We start from the raw sequence: 15,986 nt of genomic DNA, 5'->3' as shown, positions 1-15,986 counted from the left end.
GGCGTCCCAGCCCGCCGTGGCCGGCCGCCGTGGCCAGCGCCTGCGCGCCCCAGTCAGCAGCGAACGACGGCGTAAACCGGTCCGCGGGGACGTACACGGTGTGGACGGGCTGGCGGGAGCCGTCGTCGCCCGGGTAGTTCCGCTCAAGCAGGCGGTCCGTCGCGGCGAGCTGCCCGTCGATGTTCACCAGGTCGCCTACGGACAAGGACGGCTTGGGTGTTTCCGCCATGCCTCAGCCCACCAGTTCGTAGGCCGGGGTGGTAAGGAAGTCTGTGTAGTCCTCCGAGAGGCAGATGCCGGCGATCAGTTCGCTGGCAGGCTGGTAGTAGCGGCGGAAGGCTTCGTCGCCGAATTCCGTGCGCAGCCGCTCGGTTTCCTCGGCCAGGATCCGCTCCACCAGCTCGCGGGTCACGGTGTTGCCCGTGTCCGCCAGGACGGACTTGTTGCGGATCTGCTGCCATACCTGCGAGCGGGAGATTTCTGCCGTGGCGGCATCCTCCATGAGGTTATGGATGGCAACCGCCCCGTTTCCGGAGAGCCATACCGCCGTGTAGGCAATGGCCACATAGAGGTTGAGGCGCAGGCCGGACTCCGTCACCTGGCCTTCGGCGGACGCCACGTCCAGCAGCTGTTCCGCGGTCACTGAAACCTCCGGGCGCTGCTTGTCCAGCTGGTTCGGCTTGTCACCCAGCACCGAATCGAATACCTCGCGGCAGGTGGGGACCAGGTCCGGGTGGGCAACCCAGGAGCCGTCGAAGCCGTCGTTGGCCTCACGCGTCTTGTCCGCGCGGACCTTGGCGAAGGCAGCCTCGGTCACCTCAGGGTGGCGGCGGTTGGGGATGACGGCGGCCATGCCGCCCATGGCGAAGGCCCCGCGCTTGTGGCAGGTCTTGACCAGCAGCTCGGTGTAGGCGCGCATGAATGGAGCCGTCATGGCCACCGAGGCGCGGTCCGGCAGCACGAACTCCTCGCCGGCATCGCGGAAGTACTTGATAATGCTGAACAGGTAGTCCCAGCGGCCGGCGTTCAGGCCCGCGGCGTGGTCCCGCAGTTCATAGAGAATCTCGTCCATTTCGAACGCGGCCGGGATGGTCTCGATCAGGACGGTGGCGCGGACGGTCCCCCGGCCCAGGCCCAGGTAATCCTGCGCGAAGACGAAGACGTCGTTCCACAGCCGCGCCTCGAGGTGGCTCTCCATCTTGGGCAGGTAGTAGTACGGCCCCTGGCCGTTCTCCACCAGCTGCTTCGCAACGTGGAAGAAGTGCAGGCCAAAGTCCACCAGGGCACCCACGCCCGGTTCACCGTCGAACAGCAGGTGCTTCTCCGGCATGTGCCAGCCGCGGGGGCGGGCCACCACGACGGCGAGCGGCGCGTCCGTGCGGAGCCTGTACTCCTTGCCTTCCTCTGAGGTGTAGCTGAGGGTGCCCTGGGCGGCGTCGCGGAGGTTGAGGATGGCGTCGATGACATTGGCCCAGGTGGGTGTACTGGCGTCCTCGAGGTCCGCGAGCCACACCTTGGCGCCGGAGTTCAGGGCATTGATGGCCATCTTCGCCGGTGAGGCCGGCCCGGTCATTTCGACCCGGCGGTCCTGCAGCGGTGTGGGTGCGGGCGCAACTTTCCAGTCGCCGTCGCGCACGTCCTGCGTCTCCGGCAGGAAGTCCAGTTTTCCGGTCTCGGCCACCCGCTGGCGCTTGCCGGCCCTGGCCGCCAGGAGCTCGTTGCGGGTGCCGGCAAAACGCCGGTGGAGCTCCTCGACGAACGCCAGCGCCTCCGGGGTGAGGATCTCCTCCGCGCGGTCGATGGGCCGGGGGTCTGTGACAGTGATGGCCATTTCTGGTCCTTTCCTTGTGCTGAAGTCAGGCGGTGAATCAGGCGCGGGCCAGGGCGGCTTCAGGCTGCACGGCCCTGGCTGCCGGTTCCGCCGCATGTGCCGCGTCGGCATTGCGGGCGGCCGCGGCCACGGCTGCAGCCACGTCAGCGGCAACATGGGGATCGAAGACGCTGGGGATAATGTAGCTGGCATTGAGCTCGTCGTCAGCAACCCGGTTGGCGATCGCCTCCGCGGCGGCCACCAGCATCTCGGGCGTAATGTCCGAGGCTCCCGCGTCCAGCAGGCCGCGGAAGAAGCCGGGGAATGCCAGGACGTTGTTGATCTGGTTGGGGAAGTCGCTGCGGCCGGTTGCCACTACGGCGGCGTGCTTGGCAGCGATAACGGGGTCGATTTCCGGCGTCGGGTTGGCCATGGCGAACACGATGGCGTCCTTGGCCATGGAGGCCACCTGCTCCTCGCCGATCACGTGGGGAGCGCTGACGCCGATGAAGACGTCCGCTCCCTTGAGGGCCTCATGCAGCGTGCCGGAGAAACCCTCCTGGTTGGTGTTCGCGGCGATCCAGCTGCGGTGCTCGTCCCCGTACTCCTGGCCCGAGTGGATGGCCCCGGAGCGGCCGGCGGCGACGATGTGCTGTGCGCCCTGGGCTTTGAGGAGCTGGATGATGGCGGAACCGGCAGCGCCGACGCCCGAAACCACGATTTTGACCTCGGAGAGCTTCTTGCCCACGACGCGCAGGGCGTTGACCAGGGCGGCGAGCGTCACGATGGCGGTGCCGTGCTGGTCATCGTGGAACACGGGAATGTCCAGTTCCTCGCGGAGCCTGTTCTCGATTTCGAAGCAGCGCGGGGCCGCGATGTCCTCAAGGTTGATGCCGCCGTAGACGGGCGCCATGGCTTTGGCGATCATGATGATTTCTTCGGTGTCCTGGGTGTCCAGGCAGACCGGCCAGGCGTCAACGTTGGCGAACTGCTTGAACAGGGCGGCCTTGCCTTCCATCACGGGAAGGGCAGCGGCGGGGCCGATGTTGCCCAGGCCAAGAACGGCCGAACCGTCGGTGAGTACGGCGATGGTGTTGCGCTTGACGGTCAGGTTGCGGGCAGCTGCGGGATCCTCGGCGATGGCAAGGCACACGCGTGCGACGCCGGGAGTGTAGGCCCGGGAGAGATCGTCGCGGTTGCGCAGGGCTACCTTGGGGACGACCTCCAGCTTGCCGCCGAGGTGCATCAGGAAGGTGCGGTCCGAAACATGCTGGACCGTGACGCCGTCGAGCGCATTGAGGGAGTCCTTGACGCGCGCGGCGTGGGCGTCGTCGGTGGTGTTGCAGGTGACGTCCACCACGAGTGTCTCGTGGTGGGACTCCGTGACGTCCAGGGCGGTAATGGCGGCGCCGGCCGCTCCTACTGCGGCGGCAAGCTCGCTGGTGGCGCTGAAGCTGGACGGAGCTTCCACGCGCAGGGTGATCGAGTTTCCGGGGCTGGGGTTCGCCATTGAATGTCCTCCTGTTGGGCCCTGTCCGGGCTTCTTCGAAATCCGAATGTTTTCGTATTATGGATATTATTATCTACAAGATGGAATTACAAGCCCTTGGTGGCTATCCGGGGTAAGAGCATCGCGGGTGCAGATGCCGTGCTGTATCTTGGGTGTTCTAAGCAGCTCTTTCACGATGCGGATAAGAGTTGTCGGATTCCGAGCCGTAGGAGACAACGGAATGGCAGAAAAAGCCTCAGGCGGCGTGCAGTCGGTGGAGCGCGTTTTTGAGCTGCTGGAGCTCATCACGGACGCCGGCGGCGACGTGACGCTCAGTGAGCTCTCCTCATCAACCGACCTGCCCCTGCCCACCATCCACCGCCTGTTGCGCACCCTGGTGTCGCTGGGCTACATCCGCCAGCTGCCCAACCGGCGCTACGCCCTGGGCCCGCGGCTCATCCGGCTGGGTGAAGGAGCCAACAAGCAGCTTGGCGCCGTGGCACGGCCGCAGCTGAAAACCCTCGTGGACCGGCTCGGGGAGACGTCCAACATGGCCGTGCTCGACTCGGACATGGTCATCTATGTGGCGCAGGTGCCCTCGCTCCACGCCATGCGCATGTTCACCGAGGTGGGCCGGCGTGCCCATACCCATGCCACCGGCGTCGGCAAGGCCATCCTGGCCCAGCTGGACGACGACGTGGTCCGCGGCATCGTCACCCGCGCCGGGATGCCCACCCCCACGCCCAAGAGCATCGGGGACGTTGACGACCTCCTGGCCGACCTCAAGCTCATCCGGGAACGCGGCTACTCCATTGACGAGGAGGAGCAGGAACTGGGTGTCCGCTGCTTCGCGATGGCTGTGCCCAACGCCCCCACTCCCACCGCTATTTCGGTTTCCGGCCCCGTGTCCCGTGTGGACGAGCACTTCGCCGACAAGGCGGTGCCCGTCCTCCGTGAGGCTGCCGAAGCCATCTCCCTGGAGATGAACCGCACCTGACCCAGGAGTTTTTGTCCAGATATGCAGACTTAAAGGCCCGTTTGCCCTGCAGATGTGGACAAAATCTCCGCCCTGACGACGGCGGCGGCCCGCCCTTTCCGGGACGGGCCGCCGCCGCTTTCTCATGCCGTGTTCCTGCTGCTCCGGCGTTCCTAGTGGTCTGATGCCTTTTCGGATGACTGGACCGGAACTTCCTTGCCGTCGCAGTCGATGAGCTTGCCGCCTTCGAAGCGGTCGCCGTCGGCCAGGCACTTGAGGTCCTCCTCCCGGACCACCCGTCCGGTGCCGGCCACGAATACAGACTGGTTTTCGGAGTTGCCCGCCTGAAGGTGGTTGAACAACAGGTTCAGCAGAATGGCCATGACGGCGGCCGAGCTGATGCCGGAGTGGAAGATGGTGCTGAACCAGGACGGAAACTGGTCGTAGAAGGTGGGCGCGGCGATGGGGATCATGCCAAAACCGATGGACGCCGCCACGATGATGAGGTTCATGTTGTTCTTGTACTCCACCTTGGCGAGCGTCCGGATGCCGCTGGCGGCCACCGTGCCGAACAGGACAATTCCTGCTCCGCCCAGAACCGCGGTGGGGACTGCTGCGACGACTCGGCCCATGACGGGCAGCAGGCCCAGGATCACCAGAATGACGCCGCCGGCGGCTACAACGTAGCGGCTCTTGATTTTGGTGACAGCCACCAGGCCGACGTTTTGTGCGAATGCGCTTTGGGTGAACGAGCCGAAGATCGGGGCGATCAGGCTGGATCCCATATCGGCACGGAGTCCTGCGGCGATCCGCTTCGAATCGACTTTGGTCCCGACGATTTCACCGACTGCCAGTATGTCTGCCATTGTCTCCGTGAGGATGACCAGCACCACGATCACCATGGAGATGATGGCGGCGATTTCGAAGGTGGGTGCGCCGAGATGGAACGGGGTGGGGAAGGCCGCGATGGGTCCTTGACCCACCTTGGAGAAGTCCGCCATGCCGGTAACGACGGCGATGACGGTGCCGCCCACCATGGCGAGGAGGATGGACAGACGGGAAATGGTGGCGCTGCCCACCTTGCTCAGGAGAAGCACCAGGACCAGCGTGACGGCGGCGAGGCCGATGTTGGCCATACTGCCGTAATTCTCTGCATTCCGGTTGCCGCCCATGGCCCAGTTGGCGGCGACGGGCATGAGCGTAAGGCCGATGGTGGTGATGACCGTGCCGGTCACTACCGGCGGGAAAAACCGCACGATCTTGGAAAAGACCGGGGCGATCAGCAGGCCGATGGCCGCCGATATGATGACCGCGCCGAAGACGGCCGGCAATCCGCCGCCGCCGCTGACGATGGCCACCATGGTGGCGACACTGGCGAAGGACACACCCTGCACCAGGGGAAGCTGGGAGCCAAAGAACGGAACGCCGATGGTCTGCAGCAGGGTGGCCAGACCGCCCATGAAGAGCGCCGCGGCAATAAGGATGCCGATGTCGGCAGGGGAGAGGCCCGCGGCCTGGCCCACAATCAGGGGGACGGCGATGATGCCGCCGTACATGGTGAGGACGTGCTGGAAGCCGTAGGCAAAGCTGCTCCCTATGGAAAGGCGTTCGTCCTCCGGCCGGTGGGAGGCAGGGCGCTTGCCGTGCTTCTTGGCGTCGGCTTTGAGGGTGTTCTTGATGTTCATGGCAGACTTTCTGGTTCATGGCAGACGTCATCGTCTGGCTAACGTTGTCTGGCTAACGGTGGTGCTGAAAGACGTTCGGTGCGGGTCCGGAGTTTTTGTCCACGTCTGCGGACTTCAGGTGCTCAGAAGCCGTCATATCTGGACAAAAACTCCGGACCGGATGGAGTTAGTGGTGCTGCGGGCCTAGCAGAAGCCGGCGATGCCGGACCAGGCGATGTCCGCCGGGGCGGCGTCCTCGCGCTGGACGGTGGCCTCGATCAGGCCGTACGGCCGGTCCGCCGCGTAGAAGACCTCGTTGGGGTTGTCGAGGCCAAACGGGGAGAGGTCCACGAGGAAGTGGTGCTTGTTGGGCATCGAGAACTTGATCTCGTCGATCTCGCTGTGGGCTTCCAGGACCTTGGTGCCCATGTCGAAGAGGGTCTGCTGAAGGGCGTGGGAGTACTTCTCCGTGAAGCCTTCCAGCAGGAGGGCTTTGACGTCGTCGTAGCCCTTGTTGAAATCGATGGTGCTGAAGTCGGTGCCGGTCTTGAAGCGCCAGCGCGCAGAGACGTCGGTGGCCAGGATCCGGTCCGTTGTTTCCGCGAGGGTGGTGTACTTGTCCTTGGGGTAGCCGGCGAAGCCGGACTGGGTGGACTTGAGGACGGTAAGGTCCTTGAGGCCGGAAATCAGGTGTTCCGTGGCGCCATCCCGGACCAGGACGGCCGTGCGGACTTCCTGGCCGTTGCGCACGAAGGAGTGGTCGTGCTCGGCGCCGTGTGCCTGGATCCGGTTCCAGCTGTAGGACTCGGCTTCCCAGCGTCCACCGGTAACCCAGTCAAAGCTGGACGTGAAGTGCTCGCCGAGGCGCAGCAGGAAGGCTTCCGGCGAACCGACACCTTCACGGGCAAAGGCGTAGACGGTGTTCTTCTGGGTGTCGGTGGGCACCACGTGGGCGTTGTCGCCTGCGAGGTGGGCGGCCGCGAAGTCACCGCGGAGCTGCGAGGTGACGTTCAAATCTTCGATTTCGTGGCGGTCCGTGTCGCGGGTGATTTTGACGACCCGGACTTCGGCCTTTCCGAACTGGTTGTGGCCGAGGATGATGTTGCTGCTCATGGTCAGATTCCCAACTTCAGGTATGTGGGACCACGGTCCCGCATAGAAATTAAGCGCGCGTTTCCCGCACGTTTCTTGTACCGTCGGCCCACAAAAAAGAGCCGACATCGATTGATGTCAGCTCATTACGACCCTGCCTGCTGCTCCCAGGTTACGTGACTCGCGCCACGAATTGACATTCAGCGTAGCTCAGTCCTGCGGTGGTGTACATCACAAATCTAAAAATTGGTTTGTGACTGAGGTGGTGCGGGGCCGGCCGTGGCCGGGGAGGTGCGCCCCTTGACCCTGCTCATCGCGAAGCTTACTCTTTCCATATAACAATATTTATTTTCCGCACTGCGGAATCATGAACACCTATTGCGAACGGAAGGAGGACGAGATGGAACTGCAGGATACAAAGCCCGTGGCCGAGTTTCCGGCTCCCGGCCAGGAGCTGTACCACCCGTACGGCGGCACTGACCCGGACTTTTACATCCCGGCCGATTGCGACCGGCCCGCCGGCGGTTTCTCGCGCTGGTTGCGTGCGCTCCCGGTCTTCGGACGCCAGAACTCACTGTGAGGGCTGGGCGGACGGCAGGCTGCCGAGCAGGGCCGCCGCGGCGCTCACCGCAATAACCGCGGGCGCCTTTCCCCTCACGTCCGGCAGTCCTATTGGGCACTGGATCCGGTCAATCTCCGGGTCCGCAAACCCTTCCGCTGCCAGCTTCTGCCGGAACCGCAGCCACTTGGCACGCGAACCAATCAGCCCGATGCTCCCGAGGTCGCCGCGGCGCAGGGCGGCGTGGCAGAGAAGAAAATCCTCGGAGTGGTCGTGACTCATGATGAAGACGTGCGTGCCGCGTGGCAGGTCGCCAAGGAACGAGTCCGGGACAGGGGTGTGCACCGCCCGGACGTCGGCAACACCCGAAGCCACGTCACGCAGCCGTGCAGGATCAAGTTGTTCGCCTCGGCTGTCCACCAGATACAGGGTCATGGGCAGGCGCGAAAGGATGCGCCCGAGCTCGTACCCAACATGCCCGACGCCGAAAATTGCCACCACGGGAAGGGACAGGAAGGGTTCAAGCAGCACCCGTACCTTCCCGCCGCAGCACTGCCGCCCGTGCTCCGTGGTTGCGTGCTCATTCAGCGCGAACTCGGCGTTGTGGGGTACGTAGATGCCCTTGGCCATCATGTCCCGGGCCTGGTCCACCACCGTCGCCTCGAGATTGCCGCCGCCGATGCTGCCCCACGTTGACTCTGTGCCCACCACCATTTTGGCGCCGGCCTCCCGCGGCGCGTGGCCGCGGACTTCGGTAACCGTCGCCAGGACACCAGGTAACCCTGCTGACCTCAGGTGCTGCAGGGCTTCGAGCCAGTCCATGTCACAGCGCTGACGTCGGGACCGGCGGGCGGACTGTGTCGCGCTCCTGGTCGTTGGAGGAAGGTGAGGACGCCCTGACCCGTTCAAGGGCCCAAAACACCGCTTCCGGTGTTGCCGGGCTGGCCAGTTCCACGGCGGTGCCGCCGGAACCGAAGGCCGCCACCGCTTCCCGCAACGCCTCGCGCACGCTGATGGCCAGCATAAGCGGCGGCTCTCCTACAGCCTTCGAGCCGTAGACGACACCGCTTTCTGTGGCCCGTTCAAAAAGGTGGACGTTGAACTGCTCCGGCATTTCGGAGAAGCTCGGCAGCTTGTAGGTGCTGGCCGACTGGGTTGTCAGGCGTCCCCGCCCGTCGCCGTCGGACACGTCCCACCGCAGGTCCTCAAGGGTCAGCCAGCCGGCACCCTGGACGAAACCGCCTTCAATCTGCCCGACGTCGATCAACGGCGAAAGGCTGTCGCCGACGTCGTGCACTATGTCGGCACGCAGCTGCCGGTAAGCGCCCGTGAAGCGGTCCACCTCCACCTCCGTGACCGCTGCGCCGTAACTGAAGTACTTGAATGGCTCACCCTGCATGCGGGCGCTGTCCCAGTGCAGTCCCTCTGTCCGGTAGTACCCCGCCGCCCAGAGCGGGACCCGCTGGAAGTACGCGTCGCGAGCTACCTCGGCGAAACTGAGGTGGCGGTCATGGAACCCGATCCCGGTCACCTTGCCGTCGTCGAAGCGCACATCGTCCGGGTGGATGTTGAGCTTCCGGGCAGCTACCTCTGCGAGCCGGGAACTGATCTGCTCGCAGGCGTTCTTGACCGCCCCGCCGTTGAGGTCAGCGCCGGAACTGGCGGCAGTCGCGGACGTGTTCGGTACCTTGTCCGTCCGTGTCGGCGCCAACCTGATGAATGAAAGGGGCACGCCCAGCGCCGTCGCGGCAACCTGGCGCATCTTGGTGTGCAGGCCCTGGCCCATCTCGGTGCCCCCGTGGTTGATGAGCACCGATCCGTCCTTATACACGTGGACAAGCGCGCCGGCCTGGTTGAAGGCTGTGAGGTTGAAGGAGATGCCAAACTTCACGGGCGTCATCGCGATGGCCCGTTTGATGTTCGGGTGGGCGGCGTTGAATTCCGAGATGTCAGCGCGCCGCTGCGCCACGTCTGCTCGGTCCAGGAGCGACTGCCAGATTGCAGTGAGCCTTTCGGCGTGGCGCACGGGCTGCCCGTACGGGGTGCTCTGTCCAGGTTCGTAGAAGTTGCGGGACCGCAGCTCAGCCGGGTCAATGCCCAGCAGCGGTGCGCACCGGCCCAGGAGGTCCTCGATCACCAGCATCCCCTGGGGTCCGCCAAAGCCGCGAAACGCTGTCTGCGATGTCTTGTTGGTCTTGGCTACCTGGCCGTGCACTTCAATGTTGGGGATGTAGTACGCGTTGTCGATGTGGCACATTGCCCTTGCCAGGACGGGCTCGGAGAGGTCCAGGCTCCAGCCGCCGTCGCTCGTAAGGGTGGCCTTGAGCGCCTGGAGGCGGCCGTCGTCGTCGAATCCTGCTTCCCAGCGTGCATGGAACGGATGGCGCTTGCCGGTCAAGGTGATGTCCTGGGTCCGGTTGAGGCGGACGCGCACGGGGCGTCCGGTCAGGCTTGCACCCAGGGCTGCGATGGCAGCGAAGCCGTGCGGCTGCATCTCCTTGCCGCCAAAACCCCCGCCCATCCGGAGGCACTGCACTGTCACTTCGTGGTTGGCGAGTCCCAGGACGTGCGCCACGATTTCCTGCGTCTCGGACGGGTGCTGCGTGCTGGACTGCACAAACACCTGCCCGCCTTCATCGATGTACGCGAAGGACGCCTGCGTCTCAAGGTAGAAGTGCTCCTGGCCGCCGAATTCAAACTCGCCGCTGAACCGGTGGGCCGCGTTTATTAAGGCGGAGTCCGGTTCGCCGCGCGCAACTGTCGGCTGGTTCCCTTGGAAGCTCCCTGCCGCCATTGCATCAGTGAGCGTCAGGAGCGAAGGCAGCGGCTGGTACTCGACCTCCATGGCCTCCGCACCCAGCCGTGCCGCTTCCAATGATTCGCCCAGCACCCAGCACACGGCATGGCCATGGAACATGACCTCGCTGGGAAAGAGCGGCTCGTCATGCTTTACGCCGGCGTCGTTGACGCCGGGAACGTCCGACGCCGTCAGTACCTTGACTACGCCAGGAACCTTGAGTGCGGGCCTGGTGTCCATGCCGATTATCAGGGCATGGGCGTGCGGTGTCTGGACAGGCCAGGCGTGCAGGACATTCCGGGAACGGACAAGGAGGTCGTCAGTGTAGAGGGCTGTTCCGGTCACGTGTGCGGCGGCGCTCTCGTGGGAAACAGGGACCCCCACCACCGGGTTGACTGGACGGTCTGCCAGGGACTTCACTTGGCTGCCTCCAACGCCGTAGCCTTTTCGGCATGGAACTTGAGGAGTGCCTGCCTCAGCATTGCCTGCCGGTAGAGTGCGCTCGCGCGCATGTCGTCGATCGGGGTTCCCTCGCCGGCCATGACGCCCGCCGCCGTGGCTACAGTGTCCGCGGTCCAGGGCTGGCCCGTCAATGATTCTTCCGTAGCGAAGGCCCGGATCGGCGTGGCTGCCACGCCGCCGAGGCCAATTCGGGCCGAATTTACGACGCCGTCTGCCACCTGCAGCGCGATGGCAGCCGAGACACTTGAGATGTCGTCGAAGCGCCGTTTGGAGATTTTGTAGAACGCGGTGCTTTCGGCCAGTGGCAGCGGGATCCGTACTGCGCGGAGCAGCTCGTGGGGCTTCCGGACGCTCTGCCGGTACCCCGTGTAGTACTCGGACAGCGGGACTTCGCGCTCGCCGTCGAGCGAGCACAGGACAACTGTGGCGTCCATGGCGAGGAGCGCCGGTGCGGAGTCGCCGATCGGTGAGCCCGTAGAAAGGTTCCCGCCCAAGGTGGCTGCATTGCGGATCAGGCGGGACGCAAATTGGGGAAACAGCTGGGCCAGGAGAGGCAGACGGCCGTCGAGGCCCCGTTCCACCTCGGAAAGGGTGAGGGCTGCGCCGATCTCAACCCGGCCGTCGTCGAACGATAAAGTCCGCAGCTCTTCCAGCCGATCGATGGCAAGGAGCAGGGGCGGACGGGAGTGCCGGAGGTTTACCTCCACGCCGAGGTCCGTTGCCCCTGCCACCAGCTTTGCCTCCGGGCTTTCCTGCATGACCTTCAGGGCTTCACCAAGGGTTTCAGGGCGGAGGAATTGTGCTCCGCCGCCCGTCCTGGTGTGCTTGACGGGCGGGGCAGGCCGGTTCTGCCGGTCCAGCAAGGGGTCTGCGTCCAGGGGATTCCCGAGCGCATAGGCTGCGTCCCTGATGGGGCGGTAGCCGGTGCACCGGCAGAGGTTGCCGCTGAGCGCGTGGAGGTCGAAGCCGTTCGGACCGCATTCGTGATCGGTGGCATGCTGCTCGCCTACCTCGCGGGATCCGGTTTCTTTCCTGCCCTGCCCGGGGCGCCGGTCCGGACGGTAGTACTCAGCCGCCATGGAGCAGATGAACCCCGGTGTGCAGTATCCACACTGGGAACCGCCGCGGTCCGCCATTTCACGCTGGACGGGATGCAGGTCTTCTCCGGAACACGGCCCGGCTGCGGTACCCAGGCCCTCCGCGGTGACGATCTCCTGCCCGTCGAACGCCAGCGCGGGAGGCAGGCACGAGTTCAGGGATGTCCAGCGGCTCCCCTCGGGTCCGTCCGGCCTGGCCACCAGGACGGCACATGCCCCGCACTCGCCCTCCGCGCAGCCTTCCTTAGCTCCTGTGAGGCCTTCCGCCCGAAGCCAGTCAAGGAGCCTCGTGTGCGGGCTGGTCCTGCTGCAGTCCCGGGCCTGCCCGTTGACGAATATCTCTATTCCGTCCATGTTTCACGCTCCCCATACGAACCGGACCGACGCGCCTAAAACCAAACCCTGGTGACGGGAAATGTATCCCAGCGCTGCCAGAATGTCGGCTGTTCAATGTGAGTAAGCTTACCTTTCTGTATGGAAGCGATTTTCCAGAATCCGGATGGTCCCTCGGCGCGGCGGCGGCACCCCGTAAAATTCCGGCCTCCCACCGGGCACCCCATATAGTCGAGGGATGGAACAGCGGATTTTAGGCAAGACCGGACGTAACGTCTCCGTCGTGGGGCTCGGCACCTGGCAGCTTGGCGCGGACTGGGGCAACGTTGACCCGGCACAGGCCCAGGCCATCCTGGCGGCGTCCGCGGAAGCCGGCGTGAACTTCTTCGACACCGCCGACGTCTACGGCGACGGCAAGAGCGAGCAGGCCATCGGGAAGTTCCTTGCGGACAACCCGGGCCTGGACATCACGGTTGCCACTAAGATGGGCCGGCGCATGGACCAGCAGCCGGAGAACTACACGCTGGCCAACTTCCGCCAGTGGGTGGACCGGTCCAGGAAGAACCTGGGCACCGACACCCTGGACCTGGTCCAGCTGCACTGCCCGCCCACCCCGGTGTACAGCACCTCCGAGGTCTACGACGCCTTGGACACCTTGGTGTCCGAGGGCGCCATCCGCAACTACGGCGTCAGCGTGGAGCGCACGGATGAGGCGCTGGAAGCGATCAAGCACCCTGGCACCGCCTCGGTCCAGATCATCCTGAACGCTTTCCGCCTCAAGCCCCTGGACGAGGTCCTTCCCGCAGCGAAGGCGGCCAACGTGGGCATCATCGCCCGTGTGCCGCTCGCTTCCGGCCTCCTGTCCGGCAAGTACTCAAAGGAAACCACTTTCGCGGAGAACGACCACCGGAACTACAACCGCCAGGGTGACAAGTTCGACGTCGGCGAGACCTTCTCCGGCGTGGACTACGAGCTCGGACTCAAAGCCGTGGCCGAGTTCGAGCAGCTGGTTCCGTCCGGGGCCACCACCGCCCAGGCGGCCATCGCCTGGATTGCGGCCCAGGACGGCGTCACTTCCGTGATTCCCGGCGCGCGCAACGTGGAGCAGGCATCCGCAAACGCTGCGGCTGCCTCCGTGCAGATCAGCGAAGAGTTCGACGCCGGCGTCCGCTGGATTTACGACCACTACTTCCGCGAAGCCATCCACCCGCGCTGGTAGCCCCGTTCGCTGGGGAGCACTCCGGTGACAGACCGTTCCATAAGGTCTTTTGTGGACCGGCTCGCGGCAGTGCCCACGGTGCCGGGCCGAAACAACTTCCTTGCCTACAGCCACCCGGGCAATGCCGTGCGCCGGCGCAACCTTGAGCTTTACCTCTCCGAGATGCTGGACCGTTCGCCGAGGGTGCTGCTGCTGGGCGAAGCCCCCGGTTTCAGGGGCATGCGGATCACTGGCGTGCCGTTCACCAACCGCACCATGTTCCAGGGACCGGCCAACACCTTCGGCCTTTTCGGGCCGGGCAAAGGATATGCCCTGCCCGCCGAGGCGGAGGGTGTGGCTGCCGAGCCGACGGCAACGGTGATGTGGGAGGTCCTGGCGGAACTGGATTTCCTGCCCCTGCTGTGGAGCGCCTGTCCGTGGCACACCCACGTGCCGGGAGAACCGCAGTCCAACCGGACGCCGCGAATAACGGAAGCAAAGCTGGGCACACCCTACTGGCAGTCGCTGGTGGAGCTGTTTGGCATTGAGGCAGTGGTCGCCGTGGGGAACATCGCGCACCGAAGCCTGCAGGCCAGCGGCGTGGATGCGCCCAAGGTCCGGCATCCCGCCCACGGCGGACGCTCCGGCTTCAAGCGCGGCCTGGAGGAGTTGCTCCTCGCCGGAACAATTACCACCTAGTCCAGCCGACAGAGCCGCTCCGGCGCCTCCGTGTTGCGCATAGCCACACCCTCATGGAGTTTTTGTCCAGATATGCAGGGTTCCGGGCCCTGGAAGCCTGCACATCTGGACAAAAACTCTTGTTGGCTCAGGCGTCGCCGCCGGCCCCGCCGGTGGTTCCGGCGCTGACGTCCAGGAGTTTGTAGCGGTCCATGGCGTACGACGGCGCCCCCTCCTCGACCTCGCCCCTCGCCGCGAGCATTTGCAGCGCTTTGACCACGATGGAGTGGGTGTCGTTCTTGAAGAAGCGGCGGGCTGCGGCGCGGGTGTCGGAGAAACCGAATCCGTCGGCGCCGAGGGTGGCGAATTCGTTGGGGACGAATTGGCGGATCTGGTCCGGGACGGCTTTCATGTAGTCGGAGACGGCGACGACGGGTCCGGTGGCTCCTTCGAGCTGCTGGGTGATGAAGGGGACGCGGGCGGGTTCGCCGGGGTTGAGGAAGGCTTCCTCTTCGGCGGCGAGTCCGTCGCGGCGCAGTTCGTTCCAGGAGGTCACGGACCAGACGTCGGCGGAGACTGACCAGTCTTCGGCGAGGATCCGCTGGGCTTCGATGGCCCAGGGGACGGAGACGCCGGAGGCGAGGATCTGGGTCTTCGGTCCTGCAAGGTCCGACGCCGACACCCGGTAGATGCCTTTCAGCACACCTTCCACATCGAGGTTCTCCGGTTCGGCGGGCTGGGTGATCGGCTCGTTGTACACGGTGAGGTAGTACATCAGGTTCCGGTCCTGCGAACCTGCCGCGCCGCCGTCGGACTTTTCCCCGTACATGCGTTCGAGGCCGTCGCGGATGATGTGGCCCATTTCGTAGCCGTAGGCGGGGTCGTAGGTGACGACGGCGGGGTTGGTGGAGGCCAGGAGGGGGGAGTGGCCGTCGGCGTGCTGGAGTCCTTCGCCGGTGAGGGTGGTCCGTCCTGCGGTGGCGCCGATGATGAAGCCGCGGGTCATCTGGTCTGCTGCTGCCCAGAACGCATCGCCGGTGCGCTGGAAGCCGAACATGGAGTAGAACACGTAGACCGGGACCAGGGGCACGCCGTGGGTGGCGTAGGCGGTGCCGGCGGCGGTGAACGCTGCCACGGCGCCGGCTTCGTTGATGCCGGGGTGGATCAGCTGGCCCTGGGCGGATTCCTTGTAGGCCAGGACCAGGTCGCGGTCCACGGAGAGGTAGTTCTGGCCGCCCGGGTTATAGATCTTCGCGGTGGGGAAGAACGCATCCATGCCGAAGGTCCGGGATTCGTCGGGCACGATAGGCACGATCCGGTGCCCGAAGTTCCTGTCCCTGATGAGGTCTTTCAGGAGCCTGACAAAAGCCATGGTGGTGGCGGCCTGTTGTTTGCCCGAGCCGCGTTTGGCAACGTCAAACGTCTTGGGGCCTGGCAGCGCAACGGCATCATGGGATGACCGGCGTTCAGGGACGGCGCCGCCCAGGGCCCTCCGCCGTTCATGGAGGTACACGATCTCCGGTGCATCATGCCCGGGGTGGTAGTACGGCGGGGAATAGGGATCCGCTTCCAGTTGCGTATCGGTAATGGGGATCCGCAGGTAGTCCCGGAACTCCTTTAAATCCTCAACCGTCAGCTTTTTCATCTGGTGCGTGGCATTACGCCCTTCAAACCGCGGTCCGAGGCCGTAGCCCTTGACGGTTTTGGCGAGGATGACGGTGGGTTTGCCCTTGAATTCGGTGGCTGCCTTGTATGCGGCGTAGACCTTGCGGTAGTCGTGGCCGCCGCGTTTGAGGTTCCAGATCTGGTCATCGGTGAGGTCCGCGACGAG

At 65.0% G+C, this 15,986-nt stretch carries 13 protein-coding genes; 4 read left to right on the top strand and 9 right to left on the bottom strand.

All coding sequences use genetic code 11. The features are described from left to right. The 3 genes from ACKAE7_RS18115 to ACKAE7_RS18105 all read right to left on the bottom strand — a co-directional run. Positions 1 to 229: DUF6986 family protein (locus ACKAE7_RS18115; RefSeq protein WP_408979931.1), on the bottom strand; the 229-nt coding region annotated here is incomplete at its 3' end. A gap of 3 nt (positions 230 to 232) precedes the next feature. Continuing rightward, the gene (aceB, locus tag ACKAE7_RS18110; RefSeq protein ID WP_408979930.1) at positions 233 to 1,831 is read right to left on the bottom strand and encodes a malate synthase A; all 1,599 of its coding nucleotides are present in this window, start codon (positions 1,829 to 1,831) and stop codon (positions 233 to 235) included. 37 nt (positions 1,832 to 1,868) lie between these two features. Continuing rightward, on the bottom strand, positions 1,869 to 3,320 hold the full coding sequence (locus ACKAE7_RS18105) for an NAD-dependent malic enzyme (RefSeq protein ID WP_188813023.1): 1,452 nt from the start codon (positions 3,318 to 3,320) through the stop codon (positions 1,869 to 1,871). 220 nt (positions 3,321 to 3,540) lie between these two features. Between ACKAE7_RS18105 and ACKAE7_RS18100 the strand changes: the two genes are divergently transcribed. Further along, on the top strand, positions 3,541 to 4,296 hold the full coding sequence (locus tag ACKAE7_RS18100) for an IclR family transcriptional regulator (protein WP_188813025.1): 756 nt from the start codon (positions 3,541 to 3,543) through the stop codon (positions 4,294 to 4,296). 152 nt (positions 4,297 to 4,448) lie between these two features. Here ACKAE7_RS18100 and ACKAE7_RS18095 read toward each other — a convergent pair whose 3' ends face one another. Both ACKAE7_RS18095 and pucL read right to left on the bottom strand, forming a co-directional pair. Beyond that, on the bottom strand, positions 4,449 to 5,960 hold the full coding sequence (locus ACKAE7_RS18095) for a nucleobase:cation symporter-2 family protein (protein ID WP_408979929.1): 1,512 nt from the start codon (positions 5,958 to 5,960) through the stop codon (positions 4,449 to 4,451). A gap of 183 nt (positions 5,961 to 6,143) precedes the next feature. Continuing rightward, entirely contained in the window at positions 6,144 to 7,052 is a 909-nt protein-coding gene (gene pucL / locus ACKAE7_RS18090) for a factor-independent urate hydroxylase (protein WP_188813029.1), read from the bottom strand. Between the two features lie 379 nt (positions 7,053 to 7,431). Between pucL and ACKAE7_RS18085 the strand changes: the two genes are divergently transcribed. Then, complete coding sequence (locus ACKAE7_RS18085) at positions 7,432 to 7,611, top strand: hypothetical protein (protein ID WP_188813031.1); 180 nt, start codon at positions 7,432 to 7,434, stop codon at positions 7,609 to 7,611. On the opposite strand, the gene xdhC is transcribed toward ACKAE7_RS18085, so the two are convergent. The 3 genes from xdhC to ACKAE7_RS18070 are packed head-to-tail and all read right to left on the bottom strand — an operon-like array spanning position 7,603 to position 12,300. Continuing rightward, positions 7,603 to 8,412: a xanthine dehydrogenase accessory protein XdhC gene (xdhC, locus tag ACKAE7_RS18080; RefSeq protein ID WP_190614265.1), complete on the bottom strand. Its 810-nt coding sequence runs from the start codon at positions 8,410 to 8,412 to the stop codon at positions 7,603 to 7,605. The genes ACKAE7_RS18085 and xdhC overlap by 9 nt on opposite strands. Position 8,413: 1 nt before the next feature. Then, entirely contained in the window at positions 8,414 to 10,807 is a 2,394-nt protein-coding gene (gene xdhB, locus ACKAE7_RS18075; protein ID WP_408979928.1) for a xanthine dehydrogenase molybdopterin binding subunit, read from the bottom strand. After that, the gene (locus tag ACKAE7_RS18070) at positions 10,804 to 12,300 is read right to left on the bottom strand and encodes a xanthine dehydrogenase small subunit (protein ID WP_408979927.1); all 1,497 of its coding nucleotides are present in this window, start codon (positions 12,298 to 12,300) and stop codon (positions 10,804 to 10,806) included. Before ACKAE7_RS18070 ends, xdhB begins: the two co-directional genes overlap by 4 nt. A 217-nt stretch (positions 12,301 to 12,517) precedes the next feature. Here ACKAE7_RS18070 and ACKAE7_RS18065 point away from each other — a divergent pair, with 217 nt between their 5' ends. Together ACKAE7_RS18065 and ACKAE7_RS18060 are read left to right on the top strand one after the other, a co-directional pair. Continuing rightward, a complete protein-coding gene (locus ACKAE7_RS18065; RefSeq protein WP_408979926.1) occupies positions 12,518 to 13,498 on the top strand; it encodes an aldo/keto reductase in 981 nt (326 codons plus the stop codon). A gap of 51 nt (positions 13,499 to 13,549) precedes the next feature. Continuing rightward, a complete protein-coding gene (locus ACKAE7_RS18060; RefSeq protein WP_408979925.1) occupies positions 13,550 to 14,176 on the top strand; it encodes a uracil-DNA glycosylase in 627 nt (208 codons plus the stop codon). A gap of 127 nt (positions 14,177 to 14,303) precedes the next feature. On the opposite strand, the gene ACKAE7_RS18055 is transcribed toward ACKAE7_RS18060, so the two are convergent. Beyond that, positions 14,304 to 15,986: transketolase-like TK C-terminal-containing protein (locus ACKAE7_RS18055; protein ID WP_408979924.1), on the bottom strand; the 1,683-nt coding region annotated here is incomplete at its 5' end.

Origin of the sequence: Pseudarthrobacter sp. NKDBFgelt (genome assembly GCF_046097905.1) — a bacterium.
In the GTDB taxonomy this organism is placed as follows: domain Bacteria; phylum Actinomycetota; class Actinomycetes; order Actinomycetales; family Micrococcaceae; genus Arthrobacter; species Arthrobacter polychromogenes.
Note: the sequence above shows the minus strand (reverse complement) of the source record. Positions and strands in the feature narration are given on the sequence as shown.

Coding starts and splice junctions, on each gene's coding strand:
- aceB (WP_408979930.1), bottom strand. CDS start 1,831: ATGGCCATCACTGTCACAGACCCCCGGCCCATCGACCGCGCGGAGGAG.
- ACKAE7_RS18105 (WP_188813023.1), bottom strand. CDS start 3,320: ATGGCGAACCCCAGCCCCGGAAACTCGATCACCCTGCGCGTGGAAGCT.
- ACKAE7_RS18100 (WP_188813025.1), top strand. CDS start 3,541: ATGGCAGAAAAAGCCTCAGGCGGCGTGCAGTCGGTGGAGCGCGTTTTT.
- ACKAE7_RS18095 (WP_408979929.1), bottom strand. CDS start 5,960: ATGAACATCAAGAACACCCTCAAAGCCGACGCCAAGAAGCACGGCAAG.
- pucL (WP_188813029.1), bottom strand. CDS start 7,052: ATGAGCAGCAACATCATCCTCGGCCACAACCAGTTCGGAAAGGCCGAA.
- ACKAE7_RS18085 (WP_188813031.1), top strand. CDS start 7,432: ATGGAACTGCAGGATACAAAGCCCGTGGCCGAGTTTCCGGCTCCCGGC.
- xdhC (WP_190614265.1), bottom strand. CDS start 8,412: ATGGACTGGCTCGAAGCCCTGCAGCACCTGAGGTCAGCAGGGTTACCT.
- ACKAE7_RS18070 (WP_408979927.1), bottom strand. CDS start 12,300: ATGGACGGAATAGAGATATTCGTCAACGGGCAGGCCCGGGACTGCAGC.
- ACKAE7_RS18065 (WP_408979926.1), top strand. CDS start 12,518: ATGGAACAGCGGATTTTAGGCAAGACCGGACGTAACGTCTCCGTCGTG.